This window comes from Rhizobium sp. G187, from assembly GCF_051549525.1.
Taxonomy (GTDB): domain Bacteria; phylum Pseudomonadota; class Alphaproteobacteria; order Rhizobiales; family Rhizobiaceae; genus Allorhizobium.
In genome coordinates this window covers 273,468-298,150 of the sequence record NZ_JBPUGM010000001.1, presented here as the reverse complement: position 1 = coordinate 298,150, position 24,683 = coordinate 273,468, and the positions used below count along the sequence as shown (strand labels likewise).

22 protein-coding genes are annotated in these 24,683 nt (G+C 59.7%); 9 read left to right on the top strand and 13 right to left on the bottom strand.

Features of this window, described 5'->3' with window-relative positions; genetic code table 11:
• Nucleotides 1–117: 117 nt before the first annotated feature.
• On the bottom strand, nucleotides 118–717 hold the full coding sequence (locus tag ACSV9I_RS01370; RefSeq protein ID WP_054159480.1) for an SCO family protein: 600 nt from the start codon (nucleotides 715–717) through the stop codon (nucleotides 118–120).
• Nucleotides 718–853: 136 nt separating this feature from the next.
• Nucleotides 854–1,009 carry a hypothetical protein gene (locus ACSV9I_RS01365; protein WP_438326657.1) on the bottom strand — a complete coding sequence of 52 codons (156 nt, stop codon included), beginning with the start codon at nucleotides 1,007–1,009 and terminating at the stop codon, nucleotides 854–856.
• 133 nt (nucleotides 1,010–1,142) lie between these two features.
• Here ACSV9I_RS01365 and ACSV9I_RS01360 point away from each other — a divergent pair, with 133 nt between their 5' ends.
• The 4 genes from ACSV9I_RS01360 (at nucleotide 1,143) to ACSV9I_RS01345 (ending at nucleotide 5,167) form a co-directional block, all read left to right on the top strand.
• Entirely contained in the window at nucleotides 1,143–1,934 is a 792-nt protein-coding gene (locus ACSV9I_RS01360; RefSeq protein ID WP_438326656.1) for a DUF2189 domain-containing protein, read from the top strand.
• 190 nt (nucleotides 1,935–2,124) lie between these two features.
• A complete protein-coding gene (locus tag ACSV9I_RS01355) occupies nucleotides 2,125–4,089 on the top strand; it encodes a methyl-accepting chemotaxis protein (protein WP_438326655.1) in 1,965 nt (654 codons plus the stop codon).
• Between the two features lies 1 nt (nucleotide 4,090).
• Entirely contained in the window at nucleotides 4,091–4,555 is a 465-nt protein-coding gene (locus ACSV9I_RS01350) for a chemotaxis protein CheW (protein WP_006725961.1), read from the top strand.
• A gap of 243 nt (nucleotides 4,556–4,798) precedes the next feature.
• Nucleotides 4,799–5,167 (top strand): hypothetical protein, encoded by a 369-nt coding sequence (locus tag ACSV9I_RS01345; protein WP_054159482.1) that lies wholly within the window; start codon nucleotides 4,799–4,801, stop codon nucleotides 5,165–5,167.
• A gap of 66 nt (nucleotides 5,168–5,233) precedes the next feature.
• Here ACSV9I_RS01345 and ACSV9I_RS01340 read toward each other — a convergent pair whose 3' ends face one another.
• Both ACSV9I_RS01340 and ACSV9I_RS01335 read right to left on the bottom strand, forming a co-directional pair.
• A complete protein-coding gene (locus ACSV9I_RS01340) occupies nucleotides 5,234–5,689 on the bottom strand; it encodes a CreA family protein (protein WP_438327655.1) in 456 nt (151 codons plus the stop codon).
• 89 nt (nucleotides 5,690–5,778) lie between these two features.
• Nucleotides 5,779–6,408, bottom strand: a complete 630-nt coding sequence (locus ACSV9I_RS01335) for a 3'-5' exonuclease (protein ID WP_054159484.1) — start codon at nucleotides 6,406–6,408, stop codon at nucleotides 5,779–5,781.
• A gap of 278 nt (nucleotides 6,409–6,686) precedes the next feature.
• Between ACSV9I_RS01335 and ACSV9I_RS01330 the strand changes: the two genes are divergently transcribed.
• The 5 genes from ACSV9I_RS01330 to ACSV9I_RS01310 all read left to right on the top strand — a co-directional run bounded on the left by ACSV9I_RS01330 (nucleotide 6,687) and on the right by ACSV9I_RS01310 (nucleotide 11,980).
• Nucleotides 6,687–7,229: a GNAT family N-acetyltransferase gene (locus ACSV9I_RS01330; protein WP_438326654.1), complete on the top strand. Its 543-nt coding sequence runs from the start codon at nucleotides 6,687–6,689 to the stop codon at nucleotides 7,227–7,229.
• A gap of 184 nt (nucleotides 7,230–7,413) precedes the next feature.
• Nucleotides 7,414–9,459 (top strand): DEAD/DEAH box helicase, encoded by a 2,046-nt coding sequence (locus tag ACSV9I_RS01325; RefSeq protein WP_438326653.1) that lies wholly within the window; start codon nucleotides 7,414–7,416, stop codon nucleotides 9,457–9,459.
• A 138-nt stretch (nucleotides 9,460–9,597) separates the two neighbouring features.
• The gene (locus ACSV9I_RS01320) at nucleotides 9,598–10,464 is read left to right on the top strand and encodes a TIGR02587 family membrane protein (RefSeq protein WP_438326652.1); all 867 of its coding nucleotides are present in this window, start codon (nucleotides 9,598–9,600) and stop codon (nucleotides 10,462–10,464) included.
• An 8-nt stretch (nucleotides 10,465–10,472) separates the two neighbouring features.
• Complete coding sequence (locus ACSV9I_RS01315) at nucleotides 10,473–10,883, top strand: TIGR02588 family protein (protein WP_438326651.1); 411 nt, start codon at nucleotides 10,473–10,475, stop codon at nucleotides 10,881–10,883.
• Between the two features lie 239 nt (nucleotides 10,884–11,122).
• Nucleotides 11,123–11,980 (top strand): GGDEF domain-containing protein, encoded by an 858-nt coding sequence (locus ACSV9I_RS01310; RefSeq protein WP_438326650.1) that lies wholly within the window; start codon nucleotides 11,123–11,125, stop codon nucleotides 11,978–11,980.
• A 1-nt stretch (nucleotide 11,981) separates the two neighbouring features.
• Here ACSV9I_RS01310 and ligA read toward each other — a convergent pair whose 3' ends face one another.
• The 9 genes from ligA to ACSV9I_RS01265 all read right to left on the bottom strand — a co-directional run bounded on the left by ligA (nucleotide 11,982) and on the right by ACSV9I_RS01265 (nucleotide 24,677).
• On the bottom strand, nucleotides 11,982–14,138 hold the full coding sequence (gene ligA / locus ACSV9I_RS01305; RefSeq protein WP_438326649.1) for an NAD-dependent DNA ligase LigA: 2,157 nt from the start codon (nucleotides 14,136–14,138) through the stop codon (nucleotides 11,982–11,984).
• A 66-nt stretch (nucleotides 14,139–14,204) separates the two neighbouring features.
• Nucleotides 14,205–15,017 carry an endonuclease/exonuclease/phosphatase family protein gene (locus ACSV9I_RS01300; RefSeq protein ID WP_438326648.1) on the bottom strand — a complete coding sequence of 271 codons (813 nt, stop codon included), beginning with the start codon at nucleotides 15,015–15,017 and terminating at the stop codon, nucleotides 14,205–14,207.
• A gap of 72 nt (nucleotides 15,018–15,089) precedes the next feature.
• A complete protein-coding gene (locus ACSV9I_RS01295; RefSeq protein WP_438326647.1) occupies nucleotides 15,090–16,538 on the bottom strand; it encodes a phospholipase D-like domain-containing protein in 1,449 nt (482 codons plus the stop codon).
• A gap of 57 nt (nucleotides 16,539–16,595) precedes the next feature.
• Complete coding sequence (gene recN / locus ACSV9I_RS01290) at nucleotides 16,596–18,269, bottom strand: DNA repair protein RecN (RefSeq protein WP_438326646.1); 1,674 nt, start codon at nucleotides 18,267–18,269, stop codon at nucleotides 16,596–16,598.
• Between the two features lie 27 nt (nucleotides 18,270–18,296).
• Nucleotides 18,297–19,163 (bottom strand): outer membrane protein assembly factor BamD, encoded by an 867-nt coding sequence (locus ACSV9I_RS01285; protein ID WP_438326645.1) that lies wholly within the window; start codon nucleotides 19,161–19,163, stop codon nucleotides 18,297–18,299.
• Between the two features lie 212 nt (nucleotides 19,164–19,375).
• A complete protein-coding gene (lpxC, locus tag ACSV9I_RS01280) occupies nucleotides 19,376–20,332 on the bottom strand; it encodes a UDP-3-O-acyl-N-acetylglucosamine deacetylase (protein WP_438326644.1) in 957 nt (318 codons plus the stop codon).
• 264 nt (nucleotides 20,333–20,596) lie between these two features.
• Complete coding sequence (gene ftsZ, locus ACSV9I_RS01275; protein WP_438326643.1) at nucleotides 20,597–22,351, bottom strand: cell division protein FtsZ; 1,755 nt, start codon at nucleotides 22,349–22,351, stop codon at nucleotides 20,597–20,599.
• Between the two features lie 95 nt (nucleotides 22,352–22,446).
• Nucleotides 22,447–23,778: a cell division protein FtsA gene (gene ftsA, locus ACSV9I_RS01270; protein ID WP_054159496.1), complete on the bottom strand. Its 1,332-nt coding sequence runs from the start codon at nucleotides 23,776–23,778 to the stop codon at nucleotides 22,447–22,449.
• Nucleotides 23,775–24,677, bottom strand: coding sequence for a cell division protein FtsQ/DivIB (locus tag ACSV9I_RS01265; RefSeq protein WP_438327652.1), 903 nt, complete (start codon nucleotides 24,675–24,677; stop codon nucleotides 23,775–23,777). Before ACSV9I_RS01265 ends, ftsA begins: the two co-directional genes overlap by 4 nt.
• Between the last annotated feature and the right edge of the window lie 6 nt (nucleotides 24,678–24,683).

The window sequence follows — 24,683 nt, the reverse complement described above, 5'->3', positions numbered from 1 at the left end:
GCCATGCGGTACAACGCCGGCACCGGCAAGGCAACCGCTAGCGCATCGCCGCGAAAATCGGAACGAATTTAAGCGGGCGCCAATGCTCCATTTTTCGGAAAAGCCCAGCCGCCGCCCTCAACCCTTTTTCAGGTTCTCAAGCTTCTTGATCGCCGTTTCAGGATTCTCACCATAGGCGATCGTACCTTTGAAACGCCCATCAGCGTCAAGCAGGAAGACAGATGCGGTGTGATCCATGGTGTAGTCGCCGTCGGGCTGCTTCTCATCAAGTGGGATCTTCTTGGCATAGACCCGGAAGCCCTTCACAACCTCCGCGACCTTGGCCGGGTCGCCTCCGATTCCCGTGACCCGGTCGGTAACGTTGGAGATGTAGGTTCCCAGCAGTTCCGGCGTATCGCGCTCCGGATCCACCGTAATGAAATAGGCCTGCAGACCCGTTTTGTCAGGGTCGACCTGCTTCAGCCAGCTGTCGAGTTCAAACAGCGTCGTCGGGCAGACTTCCGGGCAATGGGTGAAGCCGAAGAAAAGCGCTGTCGGCTTGCCGCGAAACGCCTGCTCGGTAATCGGCTGACCGCGCTGGTCAACCAATTGGAACGGCACGCCGAACGGCCCCTCCGCGATCTGCTCGCTGGAGCGCGTGACGGAAAATGTCAGCCATGCGAGCAGTCCGGCCATGGCCAGGACGCCTGCCCAGAGAATGATCCTTACCGTTTTCATTAGGCGAGCCTCGTATCTGTTATGCTTCGCCTCGCGGATACCCTCGCCAGGATGTCTGCGCAACAATTACCCGACGCGGACCACGAGACGGCGCGCATTTGTCACGCCCAAGGAAAGAAAAGGCGCAGCCAGCCTTTTACAAACAGTAAGCCAGGCCGCTATCGATCAGCGAAATGAAGATAGCCGAACCATGCTGCATCCAGCCAATGAAGGCCAAGGCACAGACAAGAAATGTCGCCGTGGTAACCAGGGCGATCGTCAGGATCTTGTCACGCTGAAGAGTTCTGAACATGCGTCATATTACAAGATTTAGGCTTGGAGAAAAGGCAAACAAGCGCAACGGCAACGAGATTTGACTGATATCAAGGAATAGAATGCGCTTTTGTAGCCAAGTATGATGCGCATCCGAGTCTTGGGAGGGACAAATGGAACAGCAGGCTTTAAACGGCGCCGTACTTCGCAAACCTCAGATCCATCGGATCAGGGTGTCCGACGTGTTCGCGAGTTTTGCCGCAGGCTGGCAGGACTTTCGCGCCTACCCCCTGTTCGGCATATTCTTCGGCAGCATCTATGCCCTCGGCGGACTGTTTATAGCCGTAGTGCTAACGCGCTATCATATGCCGTGGATGATCATCCCGGTCGCCATCGGCTTCCCCCTTGTCGGGCCTTTTATCGCTGTTGGCCTTTACGAGATCAGTCGAAAGAGGAACCAAGGAGAGGCGATCACCTGGCGCGGTGTTCTCGCCGAAGTGTTCCGCCAGCGCGAACGCCAGATGTCGTGGATGGCCTTTGTCGTGCTGTTCATCTTCTGGATCTGGATCTACCAGGTCCGCCTGCTCATGGCCCTCTTCCTTGGCTTTCGCATTCCATCGACGCTCGAAGGTTTTGCACATGTCGTGACCCAGACACCGGAAGGCATTCTGTTCCTTCTGGTCGGCACCATCGTCGGCGCGGTCCTCGCGACCGTCCTGTTCAGCGTGACTGTCGTCTCCATGCCGCTTCTCTTGGAGCACGAGTTGGACTTCATCACGGCGATGCTGACCAGCATTCGTTGCGTGATCGAGAACCCGATACCCATGCTTCTCTTCGGTGCAATCGTAGCCGGAGCCGCCATCGGGGCGCTGGTCCCGGCATTCCTCGGTTTGCTGGTGGTACTGCCGATCGCTGGTCACGCAACATGGCATCTATACCGAAAAGCCGTCACCACAGCCCCGTGACGATGGGACTGAAGAGCTACTCTGGGAGGCACTAGGCTACCCCAAGAACAACCGTTAGCTCCGATTTAACCAATATAAGCGATTCTTTACGTAGCCGGGAATCGCTGCGAACACGCACGCCTTCTCGCCAGATCTGGAACTTGGGCGTATGCGGCGCCGCCTCGAGATGCCGCAGCTTGATGGGGACGTAATGCCACAGATCAAATCCGGTCACGGAATGTCGGTGAAGCAACGCATACTGACTCTGGCAGCAGCTGCAATCCTGGGCATAGGTACCATGCTGGGGATTGGTTGGTACCAGAACACGAAGCTTGATTCAGCACTCAATCACTCCATCCAGATCCAGAACGAGGTCGAGCGGATCAATGAAATGAGGTTGGCAAACGCCAACATGGTGCTGGCAGCAATGGACAGCATTATCGACCGTGGTGAAGGCAAGATCCAACCTGATCGCGTGACAATCATCGATGGTGCCTTGACCCTGCTGCGGGACAATTTGCCATCCCTCAAGGCGATTGCTGCGGAAACAAATGCCAGCGCACTCCTCGACAACTATGACGCCGACATCGCTGAACTGAGGAAGGCAGTTCAGGTCGACCTTCCGCGCCTTATCGAGACCGGCGCACCCGAAACAGAATTCGGCGCTATCGATGACGCCATTGACGGAGCCGGAGAGCGCGTATCCAACGCACTGAACCAGTTGTCCAAAGAGGGCGGAAATCTCGTCGAGCAAAATGTGGCCGAAGCAACATCGCGCAGCAGCCAGTCCCTCATCTTCCAGCTTGTGACCGGCGCCATCGCGTTTCTGACTGTTATGCTTCTGCAATTGCTTCACGGCAATTCCATCGTCAACGGCATCCGAGCCGTGCGCTCGAGCATGCAGCGCATCGTTGACGGCGATTATCAAACCGATGTCGACGGGAGCGAACGGCAAGACGAGATCGGCGACATGGCTCGTTCGGCGGAAATCTTCCGACAGGCAGCGATCGAAAAGCAATCTCTTGAGAGCCGGACATCCGCCGAGCGCCTTCTCACGGAACAGCAGCGCGAAAGCCGTGCGGCAGCCCTCGATGCAGACACCCGCGCCTTGCGGGCGGCTGTAGACGCGCTCGCTACAGGCCTCATGCGTCTTTCTGATGGTGATCTGACGACGGAGATCGTAACACCCTTCCCGACAGACCTGGAGCGCCTGCGCCACGACTTCAATGCCGTCAGCATCAAGCTTCGCGCGGTCATGCAGGAGATCACGGTCAACAGCAGCTCGATTCGGGCGAACAGCTTGCAGATGCGTGCGGCAGCCGATGACCTCGCCAAGCGCACCGAACAACAAGCCTCGTCGCTGGAAGAAAGTTCAGCCGCACTCGCGCAGCTGACTGCAACCGTACATAGTGCGGCAGAGCGTGCAGAAGAGGCATCACGTCTCGTGGCACAGGCCAAGGACAGAGCCGAGGAATCCGGCGCTGTGGTCAATGATGCCACGTCTGCAATGGGACGCATCCAGGATGCGTCGAGCGAGATCGGCAAGATCATCAACGTCATCGATGAAATCGCCTTCCAGACAAATCTCCTCGCCTTGAATGCGGGCGTCGAGGCCGCAAGGGCGGGAGAAGCCGGTAAGGGCTTCGCGGTCGTGGCTCAGGAAGTCCGGGCTCTGGCAGGCCGCGCAACGGACGCGGCGCGGGACATCAAGGCCCTGGTGAACAGATCGACACTCGAAGTGCGCTCCGGGGTCGAATTGGTGACCGCCGCTGGACAAGCATTGAGCGGAATCGGCGAAGAAGTTCTGAGAATCAACGATCTCGTTAAGGCAATCGTTACCAGCGCACGTGAACAATCAACGGGACTGAGCGAGATCAATTCAGCCGTCGGGCAAATGGATCAGGTCACGCAACAGAATGCCGCGATGGTGGAGCAGACCAATGCGGCAAGCCATACCCTGGCGAGCGACGCAGAAGGTCTCACGCGCCTTGTCGGGCAGTTCAAGATGAACGGGACTGACCCTGCTCATGCAGAAAGAGCACAGCCGGCGAGAGCGGATGTGAGACCTGAAGCACCTCGTCCCCGCGCTGCTATTGGCGCGGTACCGAGATACAACCGTAGCGCCATGGCATCGGCCAACCATGCCCCGGCGCAAGAACACTGGGAAGAGTTCTGAAATGAGCAATGCAATCAAGCAATCCGGCGCCTATCTGGAAATCGTATCCTTCCATCTCGGCGACCAGGAATTCTGTATCGACATCATGGCGATCCGCGAAATTCGTGGCTGGGCGCCCGTGACGCCGATGCCCCATACGCCGCCTTACGTCCTCGGCCTCATCAACCTTCGTGGCGCGGTGATCCCGGTAATCGACATGGCGTGCCGCCTGGGCATGAAGATGACCGAACCCTCAGAGCGCGCTGCCATCATCGTCACCGACATTGCCGGCAAGCTGGTTGGCCTCCTGGTCGAACAGGTTTCCGACATGATGACGATCAAAAGCGAAGACCTGCAGCCGGCACCGGAGATCATTCCGGAAGCCCAGCGCGCCTTCTGCCGCGGCATTGTCGCCCTCGAAAAGTCGATGGTTTGCTTCCTGAACCTCGACACTGTCATTGCAGACGAACTGGCTCAGGCAGCCTGATATCATCCGATGCTCTTCCCGGAACACCAGCCTCGCCCAAAGCGGGGCTGGTGTTTCGTTCTGCGTAACGCACCGTAAGCGCAAAGCATCACATCGCCCCGGCGATCAAATATATCAATAAATCAAGATTAGTTATTATCAATAAATATCTTAAGGTGAAGTGGAACTCGAAAGGCAGACGCACGTTTCTCCGTAGCTTCAGACGAAGCGAAAGTTTTTGTACGGAACCCAAGGAGAAATACCATGAATTCTGCTGTTAAACTCGCTCTCGCCGGCGCCATGTCGATCACTTCGCTCTCGGGCGTAGCCATGGCCCAGACCACTGCTCCGGCAGCGCCAATGGTCGACTCGACAACCACCACTGGTTCCACCACCATGACGGATGGCGTTAGCATCATCCGCCTTGACAGTCTGGACAATGACCAGGGCCGCCAGGAGCATACGCGCCTCGAGCAGCTCACCAAGGATCAGGCCGCTATGGCTGAAGCCCAGTCCGAAGTTGGCGCCGATCCGGCCCTGATGCAGGCCCTGCAGGCCCAGAGCGTCGAAGCCACCAATGTCATTGACGTTGAAACGGCGGCAAACGGCGGCAAGATCGTCTACGTCAAGTAACGATGAACATTTCCCCATCGAAGCCCTGGAGCCCATCGGCTCCGGGGTTTCTTTTGCTACTCCGACTTAGGGCTTCCCCTTGGTCCAAACGACCTTCTGATCGAACAGGGGTACAGTCGAAATCGCCATTTTCGCTGAACCGTCGACAACCTGGCGCGAATGAATGAGATAGATCAGCGTGTCGTTGGTCTTGTCGTAGATCCTGTTCACATACAGTGATTTCCAGATGATCGAGCGGCCCTCGCGAAAGACCTCCTCACCCTCTTCCGAAAGATCGATATCACCAATCTCGATCGGACCGGTCTGGCGGCAGGCGATCGAGTTGTTGGAGGGGTCCTCAAACCAATTGCCCTTGCTGAGCCGGTCAATGATCGACCGGTCGAAATAGGTGACGTGGCAGGTGACGCCCTTCACCTCGGGATCGCTCACGGCCTCGATGATGATGTCGTTGCCGACCCAGTCAACACCAACCTGGCCCACCACTTCGGCAGTCGCCAAAGCGGGGGCAAGAGCGAACAGCATGACCAGTCCGGATTTCAGCAGGCGATTGTTCACAGCCATTCAGGCCTCCATGGAATTGCACTATGAAGACGTAGGCACTCACGACTTCGTTACAAGGCTCGGCGGAGCGGCTTCGAAACGGAGCAAGCCTGATAGCCGGTTGGGTGCAACCTTCCCGGTGTTAAACTGATAACGCGCGCCAGATCCAACACATGATCAACGCCCTTTTCGCGAGCCATGGCGATGGACGCTGCCGCACAGACAACGGCATCCTCAGCGGCATTGTGATGGACGAAGCGCAGACCGAGATGACCGGCTAGAATATTGAGTTTGTGGGAAGGCAAGTGCGGCCAAACCTTTTGGGCCATCTTGACCGAACAGAGATAGCTGAAACTCGGATAAGCCAGCCGATAGACGTCCAGTGATGCTCGCCAGACGGAAAAATCGAAGGCCGCATTGTGGGCAATCATGGTCGCCCCGGCGAAGTCATCAGCGAACTCGTCCATGACCTCCGGAAATTCAGCAGCATCTTCGACATGCTCGGGTCGGATGCCATGAATCGCGATGTTGAACGACGAAAACCGCATCGATTTCGGACGGATCAGACGCTCTTCGACGCGCGTCACCGCCCCGCCTTCAATCCAGGCAAGCCCGACCGAACAGGCACTACCCCGTTCCTCATTGGCCGTTTCAAAATCGATGGCAATCGTTTTGCCGGAGGGAATAGAGATATTCGACATGACCTCGACTTAAACCTTCACCAGGATTCGGACAACAACCGTGGTGAAAAGGCGGACCGCGCAACACAGTTGACACGGCATGGAAGCCAGACAATGATCACGCCATGATTGAAAACCGCTCGGCACACGTGACGCTTCACCTGACCACCGTTCTCATGGGAAAACGGTGCAGGAAGCGCGCGTCTGAGAGCTGAATTGCCTTCATAGCCCGCCAACCCTGCCCAATCGAGCAGGGTCGCAAATTGCCTCTGCTCCTGTCCCATTCAAGAAGAGTAGAGATGAACGACATGCCATCCCCCAATCCGATTGCCCCTGACGCCCGATGGCCCGCAGATTTGCGCATAAGGGCTATCCGTCCTGAAGACGCTGACGAAATGGCCGCCTTGCAGAGCCTTCCCGGCTTTCGCCTTGGGACCCTTCGGATGCCATACCCTTCCGCGCCGAATGTGAAGAAACATATCGAAGGCATGGCCCCGAATGCCGTTTCACTTGTTGGCTTCATGGGCGACGTCATGGTCGGCAATGCCGGACTAAACCAGATGACTGGACGGCGAAGCCACACAGCTAGCATAGGCATGGGAGTTCACGATCTCTACCAACGGCGCGGCATCGGTAGAGCCTTGCTGGGCGAGCTCGTGGCGATTGCCGAAAACTGGCTCAATCTCCACCGTCTGGAGTTGACCGTTTACACCGACAACCTGGCCGCGATCGCGCTCTATGAAAGCTTCGGATTTGAGCGGGAGGGCATTCACCGAGCTTACGCATATCGCGACGGCGCTTTTGTCGATGCTCTGGCGATGGCCAGACTTCGAAAGCTGTGAGGATCGCAAATCACCCCAGGCTGGAGACCGGTTCGCGGCTCTCCAGCCTTCACCATAGTCTCCCTTTTGCGTCCTGCCCCCTATACTTTCGAGGCGTCTGCGAGTAGGAACGGCCCAACATACCCGCAATCGGCGGGCGCGGTGCCTTGGCCCGCTCTGGTGACCCATTTCGAAAGACGAACCGATGACTGATTTTGACGGCATCGTCCCGGCGATTGCCGAGGCCTTGCGCAAACGTGGCTACGACACCCTGACGCCCGTGCAGCAGGCGATGATTGATCCCGAACTTGAAACGCGCGATGCACTCGTGTCGGCGCAGACAGGTTCCGGCAAGACCGTAGCCTTCGGGCTTGCCATGGCGCCGACTTTGCTTGGCTCGGATCAGCGTTTCGGACGCGCTGGTGCACCTCTCGCTCTGGCCATCGCCCCGACGCGCGAACTTGCAATGCAGGTCAAGCGCGAACTCGAATGGCTCTATGCCGAAGCCGGCGCCATCATCGGCTCCTGTGTTGGCGGCATGGATGTGCGCACCGAGCGCCGCGCCCTTGAACGCGGTGCCCATATCATTGTCGGCACGCCGGGTCGCTTGCGCGACCACATCACCCGCAAGGCCCTCGACCTGTCGCAGCTGCGCGTTGCCGTGCTCGACGAAGCCGATGAGATGCTCGATCTCGGCTTCCGCGAAGATCTCGAATTCATCCTCGAAGAGGCGCCCGCCGATCGCCGCACGCTGATGTTCTCGGCGACGGTTCCCCGTTCGATCGCAGATCTGGCCAAAAGCTATCAGCGGGATGCCCGCCGCATCGAGACGGTTTCTGAAAAGAAGCAGCATGTCGACATCGAATACCGCGCGCTCGTCGTCGCCAATCCGGACAAGGAAAATGCGATCATCAACGCGCTGCGCTTCTACGAGGCGCGCAACGCCATCGTGTTCTGTTCGACCCGCGCTGCGGTGAATCACCTGACGGCCCGCCTGCATAATCGCGGCTTCTCCGTCGTGGCCCTCTCGGGCGAGCTGTCGCAGAACGAGCGCACCCATGCCCTGCAGGCCATGCGTGACGGTCGCGCCCGCGTCTGTATCGCAACCGATGTTGCCGCCCGCGGGATCGACTTGCCGGGTCTCGAGCTCGTCATCCATGCCGACCTGCCGACCAATTCCGAAACGCTGCTGCACCGCTCCGGCCGAACCGGTCGTGCTGGCAACAAGGGCGTGTCGGCTCTTATCGTTCCGGTCGGCGCACGCCGTAAGGCAGAGCGTTTGCTCGGCGGTGCCAATGTCAGCCCGACCTGGGCTCTGCCGCCTTCGGCCGACGAAGTGCAGGCCCGCGACGACGAGCGTCTGCTCGCAGACCCGTCGCTGCAAGACGCACCGGCAGAAGACGAAGCCGCAATGGTTGCGACCCTGCTCGAAACCCACGGCGCCGACAAGGTTGCTGCCGCCTATCTGCGCCTGCAGCGCGGCCATCGCTCACCGCCGGAAGACCTCATCCCGGTCAATATGGAGCAGCAGCGCAAGTCCCGCGAGATGGACGACCCGTCCAAGGCACCGCCGCGTCCGCGCGCTGAACTCGGCCGCAGCCAGTGGTTCTCCGTTTCCGTCGGTCGCCGCCAGAGCGCCGAGCCTCGCTGGTTGATCCCGATGCTTTGCCGCAATGGCGGCATCACCAAGAATGAGATCGGCGCGATCCGCATCCAGCAGGAAGAAACCTTCATCGAAATCGCTGAAGACGGCGTTGAGACCTTCACCAATACGCTCGGCCAGAACATGACGCTGGAACGAGGCGTGCGCGTGTCAAAGGTGGAAGGCGTGCCGGACTTCAATGCACCGCAGAAGGATCGCCCTGCCCGTCCGCCGCGCGACGAAAACTTCAAGCCACGGGATGACAAGCCCTATGCGGCCAAGAAGTCCTTCGGCGACAAGAAGCCCTATGGCGACCGGAATGCCGGTGGCGACAAGAAGCCCTACGACAAGAAGCCGTTTGCAGACAAACCGTTTGCAGACAAGCGCCGCGATCCGCTCGCCGCCAAGGATGCTGAAGTCTGGGGCGATGCACCGGCCCGCGCGCCGCGCGAGGACTGGGCCTCGCGCAAGCCCGCCGGCCGTGACGACCGTCCTGCTTATGCTGGCAAGAAGCCCGGCGGCCCGGGCGCTCCGCGTGACCGCGCCAAGCCCGGCCGCCCCGACAAGCCAGGCGGCTTCTCGAAGAAGGGCCCCAAGCCCCGCGGCTAATCGGTCGCGAGGCTGAGACAACGGGCCGGACCGACATGGCAATGCCATGATCGGGCGGTCCACGATCTCACCTTCAAATGGAATGGAACAATAAGGTGGCTCCCGCATTGTGCGACATCGGCACGAGCGGGGACCGTCTTGACACAAAATATATTGCGCGATCAGGCGGCTTGTACCGACCGCTTCGTGAAAGGGCTTGCTCGCGGACTGGCGGGCGCCCTTCTGTTTTCCCTGCCTATGCTGATGACCATGGAGATGTGGCATCTCGGGTTCTCCGTAGAGCGCGCGCGGCTTCTCCTTCTTCTCCTCATCAACCTCCCTCTGCTTCTGTTGCTATCCCACCGTATTGGCTTTGAGCGAACGAGCGGCTGGGCGGAATCCGCTCGAGATGCGATCGTGGCCTATGCCATGGGTATCCTCGCCAGCGCCTTCATCCTGATCATCCTCGGGGTCATGACGCCGGACATGCCGCCAAACCAGTGGATTGGCATGATCGGCATCCAGGCCGTCCCGGCAAGCATTGGCGCCTTGCTCGGACGCAGCCAGCTCAGCATGTCGTCAGACGAGGATAAGGAAGACGAAGAGCAAGGCAATGAAGAGGCGGACCGGGGCACGAGCTATGCAACAGAACTCTTCATGATGGCCGTCGGTGCGCTCTTCCTCTCGCTTAACCTTGCGCCGACCGAAGAGATCATGCTGATCGCCTACAAGATGAGCCACCTGCACGCACTGGCATTGGTCGTCCTGTCCTTGTCGGTCATGCACGGCTTCGTCTATTCGCTCGCCTTTCGTGGCGGTCACAGCGTGGAAGAAGGCGCGGACAGATGGCACGCTTTCATTCGCTTCACCTTGCCCGGCTACGTCGTCGCATTTGCCGTCAGTTACTACAGCCTTTGGACCTTTCAGGGGCTGGACGATCTGGCAGCGATCGAGATCGTACTCGCTGTTATCGTCCTCACTTTTCCAGCAGCTATCGGCGCTGCTGCTGCCCGGCTCATCCTCTAGGAGTTTCCATGACACTTGATCGCAAAGGGAAGAATGCGGAAACTTCCAATCCCCTGTGGATCGAGTGGGGCACTGGCATCGTTTCGCTTGTTCTCGTCGCCGGTCTGATTGGCTGGGTCGCAGTCGATCTGGTCTTTGCCAAAGACAGTCCACCGGACCTCGCAGTGGGTGTCACCGCAGTCGACAAAGTTGCATCCGGCTGGCTTGTGCTATTCGAAATCGCGAACATGGGCTCGCAAACCGCTGCGGAAGTCCAGGTTGAAGGCAATCTTGAAGCCAGTGGAGAAACTGTTGAAGAAGCATCAGCCACAGTCGACTACGTCCCCGGACAATCTAAGGCACGGGGCGGCCTGATCTTTTCCCAAAATCCGGATGAGATGCAACTTACCTTACGCGCTGTCGGCTATCGACAGCCATGAGAAAGCGCTGGCGGAAATGCAATCTGAAGTTTTAAATTTACGAAGTATTAATCGATGCCGCACTAAAAATCATCGAAGAGTATTTCAGGTTGGCTTCGACTCCCATGACAGCCAGACCAGTCAAAACTCGTCGGGTGATAAGGCATAAATTGCAAAGCGATTGATCACTAACCAGACGGTGCGGCAGGGGCAAGGGCCGACCGAATGGGTTGACGAACTTCATTGCGCGAAGAAGATCGATGCTCAAAAATCGTATCGAAGAATGGATCATTCGGGATATTGGCCCGACCGAGTTCGACAACTGGGACAATGTCATGCGCTTTGCGCTACGCTTGTCCGTCAGGATCGCGCTCGTTGCCTGTGGCATGGTTGCCGGCATTCTTGCGCTGATGCATCACTTCGAGCTTCTCCTCAATCCCCTGTGGCGCGATCTTGCGATCGGTTGCTGTATCGCAGCATTGGTCGGGTTCAATCTGACGATGATCGCATCAATGTATATGGGCTATGCCGTCATCCATCTGGCCAAGACACGCCTGGAATTCCAGCAATTGAGCCGGACGGATATGCTCTCTGGACTCCTCAATCGGCGGGCTTTCATTGAAGAGATGTCAGGTATCGACCGCGGTCAACTTCTCGTGCTCGACATAGATCGTTTCAAGCAGATCAACGACAAATTTGGCCACATGGCGGGAGACGACGTGATCGTCGCCGTTGCCACGATGTTGCGGGAAATGATCGACACGCCGCACAAGGTCGCCCGGATCGGCGGCGAGGAATTCGCAGTCCTTTTTGTCGGCATCGATGGTTCAGAAGCCTTGTCCCGCGCTGAAAAGATCCGCCGCATCGTGGAATCCAACACAACCCAGCTGGTACAGCAGACCATCGCTGTCACCGTCTCTGGCGGCCTGGCGGATTTGACGCCCCTTCGGGATTTCTCGGCCGCCTATGCGGCAGCCGACAAGGCGCTCTATTTGGCAAAGACCAGCGGTCGCAACCAGATGGTGCATGAAAGCGATATCAGACATCTGGATATCGATCCCGATCCAGACCCGAAAGAGCCTTTCTTTACGGGCAGCCAGACCCTAAGACTGGTCTGAATTAAGGTTCGATAAGTTCAAGCCATTCGTCTTCGGTCATCACTGTGACTCCGAGTTCGCGCGCCTTGTCGAGCTTGGATCCTGCACCCGGACCCGCCACCACATAATCCGTCTTCTTCGACACAGAGCCAGCCACCTTCGCTCCAAGCGACTCTGCCCGTGCCTTGGCCTCGTCACGCGTAAAACGCTCGAGAGAGCCTGTGAAGACGACAGTCTTCCCCGTGACGGGACTGACTTGCACCGGACCGCTTTCGACCGCCTGCGGCGACACCTGTTCGACAAGCCTGTCGATCACCTCGACATTGCGTGGTTCCTTGAAGAATTCGACAATCGACGCCGCAACGACTTCGCCGATGCCCTCGATGGCGTTGAGTTCGTTCCATGCCTCGCCATGCTTAGGCGCGGCCGCCGCCATGGCCTCGGCAAAGGCCCCGTAGCTGCCATAGGAACGTGCCAGCAACTTAGCGGTCGTTTCCCCCACATGGCGGATGCCGAGAGCAAAGATGAAGCGATTGAGCGCGATCTCGCGTCTGGCGTCGATCGCCTCGAACAACTTGCGAACACTTACCCGACCAAAGCCCTCGATGTTTTCAAGCTTGGTCAGGGAATTCTCCTGCCGTGATTTCAGGGTGAATATGTCGGGTGCAGTCCGGACCATTAGAGCCGGATCGTCGCTCTCGAAGAAGAAGTCGACCTGTTTCGTTCCGAGGCCTTCGATGTCGAAGGCATTTCGGGAGACGAAATGCTTCAGATGCTCCATGGCCTGCGCGCGGCAAACGAAACCACCTGTGCAACGCGTCACCGAATCGAGCTTGCCGGTCTTTTCGTTCCGCTCCCGCACGGCATGGCTGCCGCAAACCGGGCATTTGCCTGGAAAGGCATATTTGACCGCATCGCTCGGCCGCTTCTCCAGCACCACATCCAGCACCTGCGGAATGACATCGCCTGCGCGCTGCACGATCACCGTGTCGCCGATGCGGATGTCGTGCTCCTCCTCACGGATGCGCGCACCCGAATTGCCGATACCCTCGATATAGTCAGCATTGTGGAGGGTCGCATTGGTGACAACCACTCCCCCGACGGTGACCGGCGTCAGCCGCGCAACCGGCGTCAGCGCCCCGGTGCGCCCGACCTGAATGTCGATCGCCTCGACCGTGGTGAAGGCCTGTTCAGCCGGAAACTTGTGGGCCGTCGCCCAGCGTGGCGAGCGCGAACGGAAACCGAGCCGTCCCTGGAGGTCGAGGCGGTCGACCTTGTAGACGACACCGTCGATGTCATAGTCGAGGTCAGCACGCTGCAATCCGATATCCCGATAGTGATCGAGGATCTCCTGTACTGATGTCAGACGGCGCGTCAGCGGATTGACCGGAAAGCCCCAGCGCTTGAACACATCGACCATGCCCGATTGCGTGTCCGCCGGCATGGTCCTGATCTCACCCCAGGCATAGGCGAAAAAGCGCAGATTGCGGCTGGCAGTGACCTTCGGATCGAGTTGACGCAGCGAACCTGATGCGGTGTTGCGCGGGTTGACGTAGGTCTGTTTGCCCTCCGCTTCCATCTGCGCATTGAGCGCGAGGAAGTCAGACTTCGCCATGTAGACTTCGCCACGCACCTCGACCACATCCGGAGCGTCGGACGGCAAGGTCTGTGGAATATCCTTAATCGTCAGAATATTGGCCGTTACGTTTTCACCGGTCGTCCCGTCGCCGCGGGTCGCAGCCGTCACCAGCTTGCGGTTCTCGTAACGCAGCGACATCGACAGCCCGTCGATCTTCGGCTCTGCCGTGAACGCGATGGAATTGTCCGGCAACTGGCCTAAAAAACGATAGACCGAGGCGACGAAATCCTGAACGTCGTCATCCGAAAACGTATTGTCGAGCGATAGCATCGGCCGGGCATGCACCACCTGGGCAAAGATCCCGGCGGGCGCCGCGCCGACCCGTTGCGATGGACTGTCGGTCCGTACCAGCTGCGGGAAGCGCGCTTCGATGGCGTCGTTCCGCCGCTTCAGCGCGTCGTAATCCGCGTCCGAAAGTGCAGGATTGTCCTTGCCATGATAGAGGGCGTCATGATGCGCGATCTCGGCTGCGAGGCGTTCGAGTTCTGCACGCGCCTCATCCTCGCTCATGTCGTCGACTGCAGGGATCTGTGCAAGCATGGCGCCCTCCGAAACTGTGCGTGCCGGTCATACCCGAAAACGGGCGAATGAAAAGATGGCGGATCTTCAATCCGAAAGCTTGTCCATGTCCAGTCGTGCCGTCAGCGGCAGATGGTCGGACGCAACCCGCGCAAGCGCACTGTCATGCACCGTCAGATCGGTAATCATGTCGGCCCGATTGCCCATGATGCGATCAAGCGACAAGACGGGCAGCCGCGCGGGAAAACTGGGGATTGCCGGCGGCAGGGGCCCAAAAATCGGTTCGAGCCGGGTCAGTGCAGAACCGGGTCCCAGACGCCACTCGTTGAAGTCCCCCATCAGGATGGTGGGTCGCTGGTCCCGCGCCTTCAAGATATCAAGGATCACATCTGCCTGTTGCCGACGCGCCCAGCGCAACAGCCCGAGATGCGCGGCAACGATCCGGAGCCCGGCGCGCCCGTGAAAATCGATCTCCGCCACAAGCGCACCGCGTGGCTCAAGCCCGGGCAGCGCCACCTGATGCACGTCGCGAATCGCCCCCTGCCGGAAGAGCAGGAGATTGCCGCGCCAGCCATGCGACTTCGTCGACGTCACCACAGGCACAGGAACCAGGCCGGTTTCCAGCCGAAGCCGGTTGAGATCGAGCAGGCCCGACCGCTCGCCAAACCGCTGATCAGCCTCCTGCAACGCGATCACATCCGGCTTGATCTCCCTGATGACGTCGATGATCCGGCCAGGATCGAAACGCCCGTCTGTACCGACGCATTTGTGTACATTGTAGGATGCGACCGTGATCGCGCCGTCGAGGTCGGCGCGCTCGCGCATCGTGTCAGGACGTTGACGCCGATTGCGGAACGAATTCATCATCGTCTTTGCGAGGCTCGGGGCAGCTTTTTTCATCGCGCTGATCAACGTCCCATCATTTCATTTCCTCACAAGACCCGCATGGACGCAAGCTAGATCGGCCTGACATCACAAATAGGGCGAACCGAGCCAAAACAAGCGGTCGAGCAATCGGAGCGGCAAGGAACGCGCCTTCAGCGCATCCAGTGTCAGTTCCTCGGCATCCGCCATCAGCCCATCGATCCGTCTGCCGATCTGCTCGGCCAGCGCATGATCGAAAACTTCCAGATCGATTTCGAAATTCAGCCGCAGTGACCGCGCATCGAGATTGGAGGAGCCGATGAAGCACCATTTACCGTCGACGATCATCAGTTTGGAATGATCAAAAGGGGCAGCAGCAAGATAAACGCGGCATCCCTCTTTCAGGACCTCGCTCATCTGCGCCAGCATGGCCCGCGCCACGATGGCAAGATTGTTCTCAGCCGGGACCACGATCTCCACACGCACACCCCGGCGAGCCGCCGTGTTCAACGCGGCGAGAAAGGTAGTGTCCGGGAGGAAATAAGGGGAGACGATCCGAATGGATTCCTCGGCGACTGAAAACGCGCCGAGCAGCATCTTGAGGTTGGTTTCGAGATGCGAATCGGGGCCGGAGACAATCGTCCGGACATAGGCGCCCTCACCCGGCACGGCATCGGGCAGCCGCACCCGCCATTCGGGTGACACCAGCAACTCATTGGTCTCGAAATACCAGTCTTCTGCAGCAACCGCGAGAATGTCGGCGACCACAGGCCCGGTCACCCGGAAATGCGTATCACGTGCCGCACCTTCGCCGGTAAAGCCTTCACGCAGGTTCATGCCCCCGACAAAGGCCACCTGCCCGTCTGCGACCAGGATCTTTCGGTGTGTCCGCAGATTCGCATAAGGCAGACGCAGTCCGACGATAACCTGTCCGTTGAAGGACACCACGGGAACGCCTGCATCCTCGAGATAACCGATGATACTGGGAACGCTGTAGCGGGCGCCCACAGCGTCAACCACGACCCTGACGCTAACACCCCGCCTATGGGCTCGAATCAGGCTGTCGGCAATGCTGAGGCCGATCGCATCCCGGTCGAAGATATAGGTTTCGAGAATGACGCTTGCCTCGGCAGCATCGATCGCCTCTCGCATCGCGGCGAACGTCTCTTCGCCCGTGGCAAGCAGATCCACATGATTACCCGATGACAGAGGATGACGCGCCACCCGGTCACCAAGCCCCTTCATCTGGTCGAAGCGCCCGCCAAAGTGGTCGGCGACAACGTCACGGCTGATCGCATAGAGGGACAGATCCCGCCAGATATCGTCGAGTGCCAGACTGCGGCGATGCACGACCCCTGCCCGCCGCATCCGGTTGATGCCGGCCACGCCATAGATGAGCGCTCCAACCAGTGGCGACAGGATGATGATGCCGACCCAGCCCAGGGCCGAGCGCACCTCGCGCTTGGTCATTGCCGCATGCACGGCGGCAAGCGATCCGAGCACGATCGACAGGAGCGCAAGAGTTTCAGCCCAATAGGTCTGGATGACGTCGATCATGGCATGCCGGCTAAGAGAAGTGTCTACCGCTACATAAAGGGCGCAGGCGGTGCCGGTTCAAGCCTCACCGGCAAGAAGCTTGGCCGCTGCCGCGCGCGCTTCGTCAGTCACCGAGGCACCGGCCAGCATACGGGCGATTTCTTCGCGACGATGCTCAGGCGTCATGATCGCAACGCGGGTTGCAATCTTGTCGCCGGCATCGCCGGTCGGGCCCTTGGCAATCAGGAAATGCGTCGTCGCACGAGCCGCAACCTGCGGCGCATGGGTTACCGACAGAACCTGAACCGTATCCGACAAGCGCTTCAGCCGCTGCCCGATCGCGTCAGCGACGGCACCGCCGACACCGGTATCAATTTCGTCAAAGACCAACGTCGGCGCAGAACCGCGATCGGCAAGCGCTACCTTCAGGGCAAGCAGGAAGCGCGAAAGTTCACCGCCCGATGCGACCTTAAGAATAGGGCCGGGGCGCGTGCCAGGGTTGGTCTGAACATGGAACTCGACGGTGTCGATACCCTCAGGACCACCATTCTCGGGATCGGTGGCGATCTCCACCATGAAGCGGGCCCGTTCCAGCTTGAGGGCTGGAAGCTCCTGCATGACGGCATCGGCAAGCGCCGAGGCTGCATTCCGGCGCTTCTCGGAAAGCTGTTGCGCGAGATGATCGTAATGCGCCCTGGCCTCCCGCGCTGAGGCTTCAAGCTGGCCGAGCCTCTCTTCGCCGGCATCGAGGTCAGCGAGATCTGCGACCATCTTTTCCGCAAGTGCGGGCAGGTCGGTCACCGCAACGGAATATTTGCGGCCAGCGGCACGAAGCGCGAAAAGCCGCTCCTCGACACGCTCCAGCTCGCGCGGATCGAACTCGGTACGGCGCAGGGCAGCCTCGACCTCCATCTGCGCTGCAGACAAAGTATCAAGCGCACTGCCTAAAAGCTGCACGGTTTCCTCAAGAAGACCCGGTGCCTCGTGGCTCTTGCGTTCGAGACGCCGCATCATCGAGGCAATGAGTGGGACGGGAGATGCATGGCCATTGAGAAAATCGGATGCCTCGGAGATGTCGCCGGCGATCCGCTCCGACTTCTGCATGCGCGAACGCTTCTCGGCGAGCTCGTCCTCCTCGCCATCCTGCGGTGACAGGCCTTCGAGCTCTTCGACCGAAGCACGAAGATAGTCTGCCTCGCGAGCAGCCGCTTCAACCTTGGCCTTGTGCGCCTTGAAGCTGCGCTCGGCATCGCGCCAGCGCCGAAAGCTTTCACCCAGCCCAACCGCTTCATCGGTCAGACCGGCAAAGGCATCGAGCAAGGTCCGATGGGTGTCGATTTCCGTCAGCGCTCGGTCGTCATGCTGCCCGTGGATCTCGACCATCAACTGGCCGACCTGGCGCATCAGCTGAACGGAAACCGGCTGGTCGTTGATATAGGCGCGTGTCCGTCCATCCGCTGATTGCACGCGGCGGAAGATAAGATCGCCGTCGTCGTCGACGCCATTTCCCTTGAGAAGCGTGCGGGCCGCATGGCTAGCTGAAACGTCGAAGACAGCCGTTACCTGTCCCTTGTCTTCGCCATGACGCACAAGCGACCCATCACCGCGCCCACCAAGAGCCAGGGACAGACTGTCGAGCAAAATAGACTTGCCGGCCCCGGTTTCGCCGGTCAGCACGGACAGACCCGACTCGAACGACAGGTCCAACCGCTCGATCAGAACGATATCGCGGATCGAAAGCTGGACCAGCATGAGTTCAACGTCTCGCTTGCGATGGCCTCAGGAACCGACGAGCAGGTTGCGACCAGCACGTGCGATCCAGGAGCCGGAGTTTTCCCGTGGCTCAAGCCCGCCGCGCTGCAGAAGCTTGTAGCTGTCGGCATACCACTGGCTGTCCGGGTAATTGTGACCGAGAACGGCGGCTGCCGTCTGGGCTTCCTGAACCACACCCATGGCGAAATAGGCTTCGACCAGACGGGCGAGTGCTTCTTCGATCTGGTTGGTATTCGGATACTTTTCGACGACCATCCGGAAACGCGAAATGGCAGCAAGATATTCCTTGCGCTCGAGGTAGTAACGACCGACCTGCATTTCCTTGCCGGCGAGCTGGTCGCGGGCAAAGCGGATCTTGGCCTGCGCATCGTCAACATATTCCGAATCCGGATAGTTATCGACCACGCGCTGCATAGCATCGATCGTCTTGACCGAATTGCGTTGATCCTGCGTGACGCTCGAGATCTGCTTCCAGTAGGACAGACCGACAAGATACTGCACGTAAGCCGAATCATCGGACTCTGGATAAAGCTTCATGTAGCGGTCGCCGGTCGAGATCGAATCGGCATAGCGGCCCAGGCGATACTTGGTGAAGGTACTCATCACCAGCGACTTGCGCGACCACTCGGAGAACGGATGCTGGGCATCGACCGCATCAAACTTGCGGGCTGCCTCGGACATCTTCCCGGCCTTGATGTTGGCGAGACCCTGATTGTAGAGCACTTCCGGCGGGTCGGTTTCCGCCGCCAGCTTAGTGATGTCGAGATCGGGGTCGCTCTGGCATCCAGCGAGCGCGCCCGCGACTGACACCATGACACAGAGGCTTGCAATACGTGCGGCTTTCTTCACAACGACCGATCCTACTTGATTCATTCCAAAGATCCCGATTGCAGCGCCGTGTGGTCCCGTCGCGTCAGACCGAGTTTCTAGCCACAAATGCGGCATCAGGGCAACGCAGTGATGGCCATTTAACGCAATTTTATGGCATGGGCCCAGAAAGTTTCGGCTCCGCCCACTTGCCACCGAAACAAAAACGCCGGCCTTCTGCAAGCCGGCGTTTGGTGAATTCACATGTCAGCAGCAGATCAAGCCGACCAAGGCGCAAACTCGGCTATCTGGACCGGCACGAATTCGCGGGCCCGAACACGCATGTCGCGGCTCGGCGCCTCGACGACTTCATAAGCCGTGGGATCGCTGAGCAGCGCCTTCAGCGCATTGGCATTGAGCTTGTGGCCACCGCGATAAGAGCGATAGCAGCCGATGAACTGGGCACCAGCAAGCGCCAAGTCACCCACGGCATCCAGCGTCTTGTGCCGGACGAATTCGTCCTTCTCGTAGCGGAGGCCTTCGACATTGATCACCGTGTCGTCATCCGAGATCACAACGGAATTTTCCAGCGAGGAGCCGAGTGCGAAACCGGCTGCCCAAAGGCGCTCGACATCCCGCATGAACCCGAAGGTTCGCGCCCGCGACAGCTCATCCTTGAAAGACTGTGCGGAGAGATCACCAGCCCAGGTCTGGCGGCCGATCAGCTTGCTGTCGAAATCGATCTCGACCTCGAATCGCGTGCCGTCATAAGGACGGAACTCGGCCCAGGACGAACCCGATTCGATTCGCACCGGCTTCGTCACGCGGATGTAGCGACGCTTGACGCCAAGATTGGTCATGCCGACCTGCTCGATCGAATCAATGAAGACTTCCGAGCTGCCATCCATGATCGGCATTTCGGCGCCATCGACTTCGATCACGACATTGTCGAGGCCAAGCGCGTAGAGTGCTGCCATCACATGTTCGATCGTCGCAATCGAATGGGCCGGAGACGTGCCAAGCACGGTGCAGAGATCGGTGTTCCCGACATGCGCCGACACCGCACGATATTCGCTCGTCGTGCCATCATCGAGTTGGCGGACAAAGACAATGCCGGTTCCAGCCTCGGCCGGCTGAAAGGTGATCGTCACGCTCTTGCCGGAATGAACTCCAATACCAGTCAGCGAAAGCGGTGCCGCGATGGTTGTTTGAAATCCGAGCAGAGCGATTGCCATTCCATAAAGCCTTGTCTTGTGCGACGCGTGAGCCGGGATGATGGTTGCCCTAGCCTGCCGTCAAGTCATGTCCCGGTGCGGATCATGCACCTTGTTCATCGTCATACATACGGACTGAAGGCCATAGATCAAATCACTGTTTCTTTCGCTTTGTAACGAAGCCAAGCCGCTGAAAGATATAGGGATATTACCGCGCAAAAGCCCGTTCCAGAACGCAAGAAACCCGGGCTATCGGCCCGGGTCTCGAAGGTGGTGAAGAATCGCTCAGTTCGTCTGGCGGCGCAGGAATGCTGGGATTTCCAGCTCGTCCCCTTCGCTTGCCGAGCGGGCAGGCGTTGCGCGACCGTGATCGTCAAGCTGACCGCGGCGCGGCGCATAGAGGCTGGCCTCTGCCGAGAGCGGGCGGCGCTGCTGCGACGGAGCCTGCGGAGCCGAACCCGTCATGTCGCCCATGACTTCCTCGTCCTGATGGCGGCCGAGAGAGTTGGTGATGCGCTTCAGGAGACCCATCGGGCCACGCTCATCCTGGGCGGCAGGGGCTGCCGTAGCCGCGTTACGATGATCCATCTCTGCCCGGACGACCGGCGAGAAGTCCTCGACCTTCGGCATGCGAACCGGCTCAGGCGCCATACGCTGCATGTTGGCGACCGGATCCATCATCATCGGCGCCGGAGCGACCGGCGCCTGCATGACAGGTTGAGCCGGAGCGACAGGAGCCGGCGCATAGGTCGGAGCCTGCGGCTGGATCATCTGCGGGGCAGGAGCGACCTCCGGTGCGGGGCTTGCAAACAGCTTGCTGGCCGGGCGGAAATCGTTCTGTACCGGCTGAGCCTGCTGGAGTGCTGCCATCGACTGACGGGCAACGGCGATTTCGAGTTCACGCTCCATTTCAGCTTCAGCCGAACGGATGGTCTCGGCGACCGGGTCCATTCCGGTCTTGGGAGCCTGCGTCATTGCAGGCTGATATGCGGCCGCTGCCGGAGCAACGGCCGCGGAGGGACGCATAACGGGCTTTGCGACCGGAGCAGCGTCGTAACCGCGGGCAGCCATGGCAGCCCGATCAATACCCGTTGCCACGACGGACACGCGGATGATGCCTTCCAGCGCTTCGTCGAAGGTCGCACCGAGAATGATGTTGGCGTCCGGATCGACTTCTTCGCGGATACGGGTCGCGGCTTCGTCGACTTCAAACAGTGTGAGGTCACGACCACCGGTGATGGAGATCAGGAGGCCCTGAGCGCCCTTCATCGAGGTTTCGTCGAGCAGCGGGTTTGCAATGGCAGCTTCTGCAGCCTGCATGGCACGGCCTTCGCCGGACGCTTCGCCGGTGCCCATCATGGCGCGGCCCATCTCGCGCATCACGGAGCGAACGTCCGCGAAGTCGAGGTTGATCAGGCCTTCCTTGACCATCAGGTCGGTGATGCAGGCAACGCCCGAATACAGCACCTGGTCGGCCATTGCGAAGGCGTCGGCGAAGGTGGTGCGGTCGTTGGCGATGCGGAAGAGGTTCTGGTTCGGGATGACGATCAGCGTGTCGACCGACTTCTGCAGTTCCTCGATACCCATCTCGGCCAGACGCATGCGGCGACCGCCTTCGAAGTGGAAGGGCTTCGTGACGACGCCGACTGTCAGGATGCCCTTGTTGCGGGCGGCCTGAGCGACAACAGGAGCAGCACCGGTACCGGTACCGCCACCCATGCCGGCGGTGACGAAGCACATGTGCGTACCGTTGAGATGGTCGATGATCTCGTCGATGCACTCTTCAGCGGCGGCGCGGCCGACTTCCGGCTGCGAACCCGCACCGAGGCCTTCCGTGACGTTGACGCCGAGCTGGATGATGCGCTCGGCCTTGGTCATGGTCAGCGCCTGGGCATCCGTGTTGGCGACGACGAAATCGACGCCCTGCAGGCCAGCGGTGATCATGTTGTTGACGGCATTGCCGCCACCGCCACCCACACCGAACACGGTGATGCGTGGCTTCAGCTCAGTGATATCTGGCTTCTGCAGCTTGATGGTCATGGTACCCGTTCCTTCTTTTTCCGGCCGCATCGCCAAGCCGGCCATGGTATTTCAACAGATTTTCCTTGGCCGAACCTTATGATCCGGCCGCTAACTCAAAAACTCTCTTTCAGCCATTGCCCCATACGAGCGAAGCGGCTGTTTCCGTTGCCAAAGGGCGAGAAGAGCCCGCCCTGCCCGGCATGTGTCTCCTGGTCCGCCATCTGCGGATAGATCGTCAGTCCGACGGCTGTCGAAAACGCCGGTCCCTTGGCAGCCGCTGGCAGACCCGACACGCCCATCGGGCGACCGATCCGCACATTGCGCGCCAGGATCTTCCGTGCCGCCTCAGACATGCCCGTCAGCTGGCTTGCGCCGCCGGTCAGCACGACCCGCTTGCCAACGATCGGCGAAAAACCTGACGCCTGGATCCGGTCGCGCAGCAATTCGAGGGTCTCCTCGATGCGCGCGCTGATGATCCGGGTGAGCAGAGCCTTGGGCACCTGAATCGGTTGGTCGCGGTCGTCTTCGCCGATCGGCGGGACAGACACGACTTCGCGATCATCGGCGCCATTGGCGACAGCCGAACCGTGAACGACTTTCAGACGTTCTGCATCCTCGATACGGGTGGAAAGCCCGCGCGCCAGATCTGTGGTCACATGATGACCGCCGATCCCGATGGCGTCCGTATGGATCAACTTGCCTTCCGCGAAGACCGAGATGGTGGTCATGCCACCGCCAAGATCAATCGCTGCGCAACCAAGCTCCACTTCGTCGTCAACCAGGGCAGCAAGCCCGCTGGCATAAGGCGTGGCAACCACACCTTCGACGGTCAGATGAGCACGGTTGATGCAGAGCTCGAGATTGCGGAGCGCTGCACGTTCGGCCGTGACCACATGCATGTCGACGCCGAGGACGTCGCCATACATTCCAAGTGGATCACGGATTCCCCGCTCGCCGTCAAGCGAAAAGCCTGTCGGCAGCGAATGCAGCACGGCCCGGTCGTTGCCCTGCGACTGCTGGCCAGCCGCGATCAACACCTTGCGGAGGTCGGAGCCTTCCACTTCCTGGCCACCGAGATCGATGGTTGCCGTGTAGACGTCAGACCCGATTCGGCCCGCTGAAACGTTGACGATCAGACTTTCGACCGTAAGCCCGGCCATGCGTTCCGCTGCGTCCACGGCCAGACGTACGACGTTCTCGACGGCATCGAGGTCGGCAATGACGCCCGACTTCACGCCGTAGGACCGCTGGTGACCGAGACCGATCACTTCGACATTATGGGTGCGGCCCGGCAGGACGGACGTTTCGCGCCGCGGCGTCAGGCGTGCAATCAGGCAGACAACCTTTGTCGAGCCGATGTCGAGCACCGAAACGACATGCGCCCGCTTCGAGGAAAGCGGCTTGGAACGCGGAAGACCGAAGGAGGAACCACCGAAGATGCTCATATCTTCTGCTCCAGCTTCTTGAGTGTTTTGCGACGCTCCTCGAGGGCAGCGGTACGTCGCCCCTGGGCTTCCGGCGTCAGACGCACCGTGACCCGATCGGGGAGACGAAGGTCGATTGCGGCGATATCGCGCGAGAGCACAGACTGCTCCTTTTCGAAACGGTTGAGGAGCGCCAGCGCGTCGGCAATCTTCCCCTCCGGCAGACGAACGATGATGCCATTGTCCATGTGGACGTCCCAACGGCGCCCGCCGACGCGAACAAAGGCCTTGACCCGCGATGCAATTGCCGGCCAGGCCGAGAATTCTTTCTCGACCGCCGCAGCAGCACTTTCCGCATCGCGACCGACGAACAACGGCAGCGACGCAAACTTGTTGTCGCGCAGCGGCGCAATCACGCTGCCCGAACGCTCGATCAAGGACAAATCGGTTCCATGCTGCCAGATGCCGTAGGCCTGGCGCTCACGCAGCAGAATTTCGACGGTTGCCGGATAAACCTTGCGGATCTCCACCGATTCGATCCAGGGAAGCTCGGCAATTGCGGTGCGCGCCGCGGCAATGTCGAGACCGAGAAGGCTCGTCGAGCCATCAAGACCAAGCAACTGAAGAATATCGATTTCGGACGTATGCTGATTGCCGGAGACCCTGACGTCCTCAACGGCGAACCCTACACCGGAAGTCGTAGCCTCCACGACAGCCGGCCAATGGCCACCAACGATCGTTCCGTGAAGCGCGACGGCAGAATAGAAGCTGATCAGCGACATCTTGCCGAGATGGCGCGGCAAAACGATGCGACCGGCGCAAAGGCTGAGGATAAACCGCACGACGCGACGTAAAGGACGCGGCAGCACGACACCCTCACCCGAAGCATGAGCAACCGCATTGGCGCCCCTGCCGTTCACCGATTT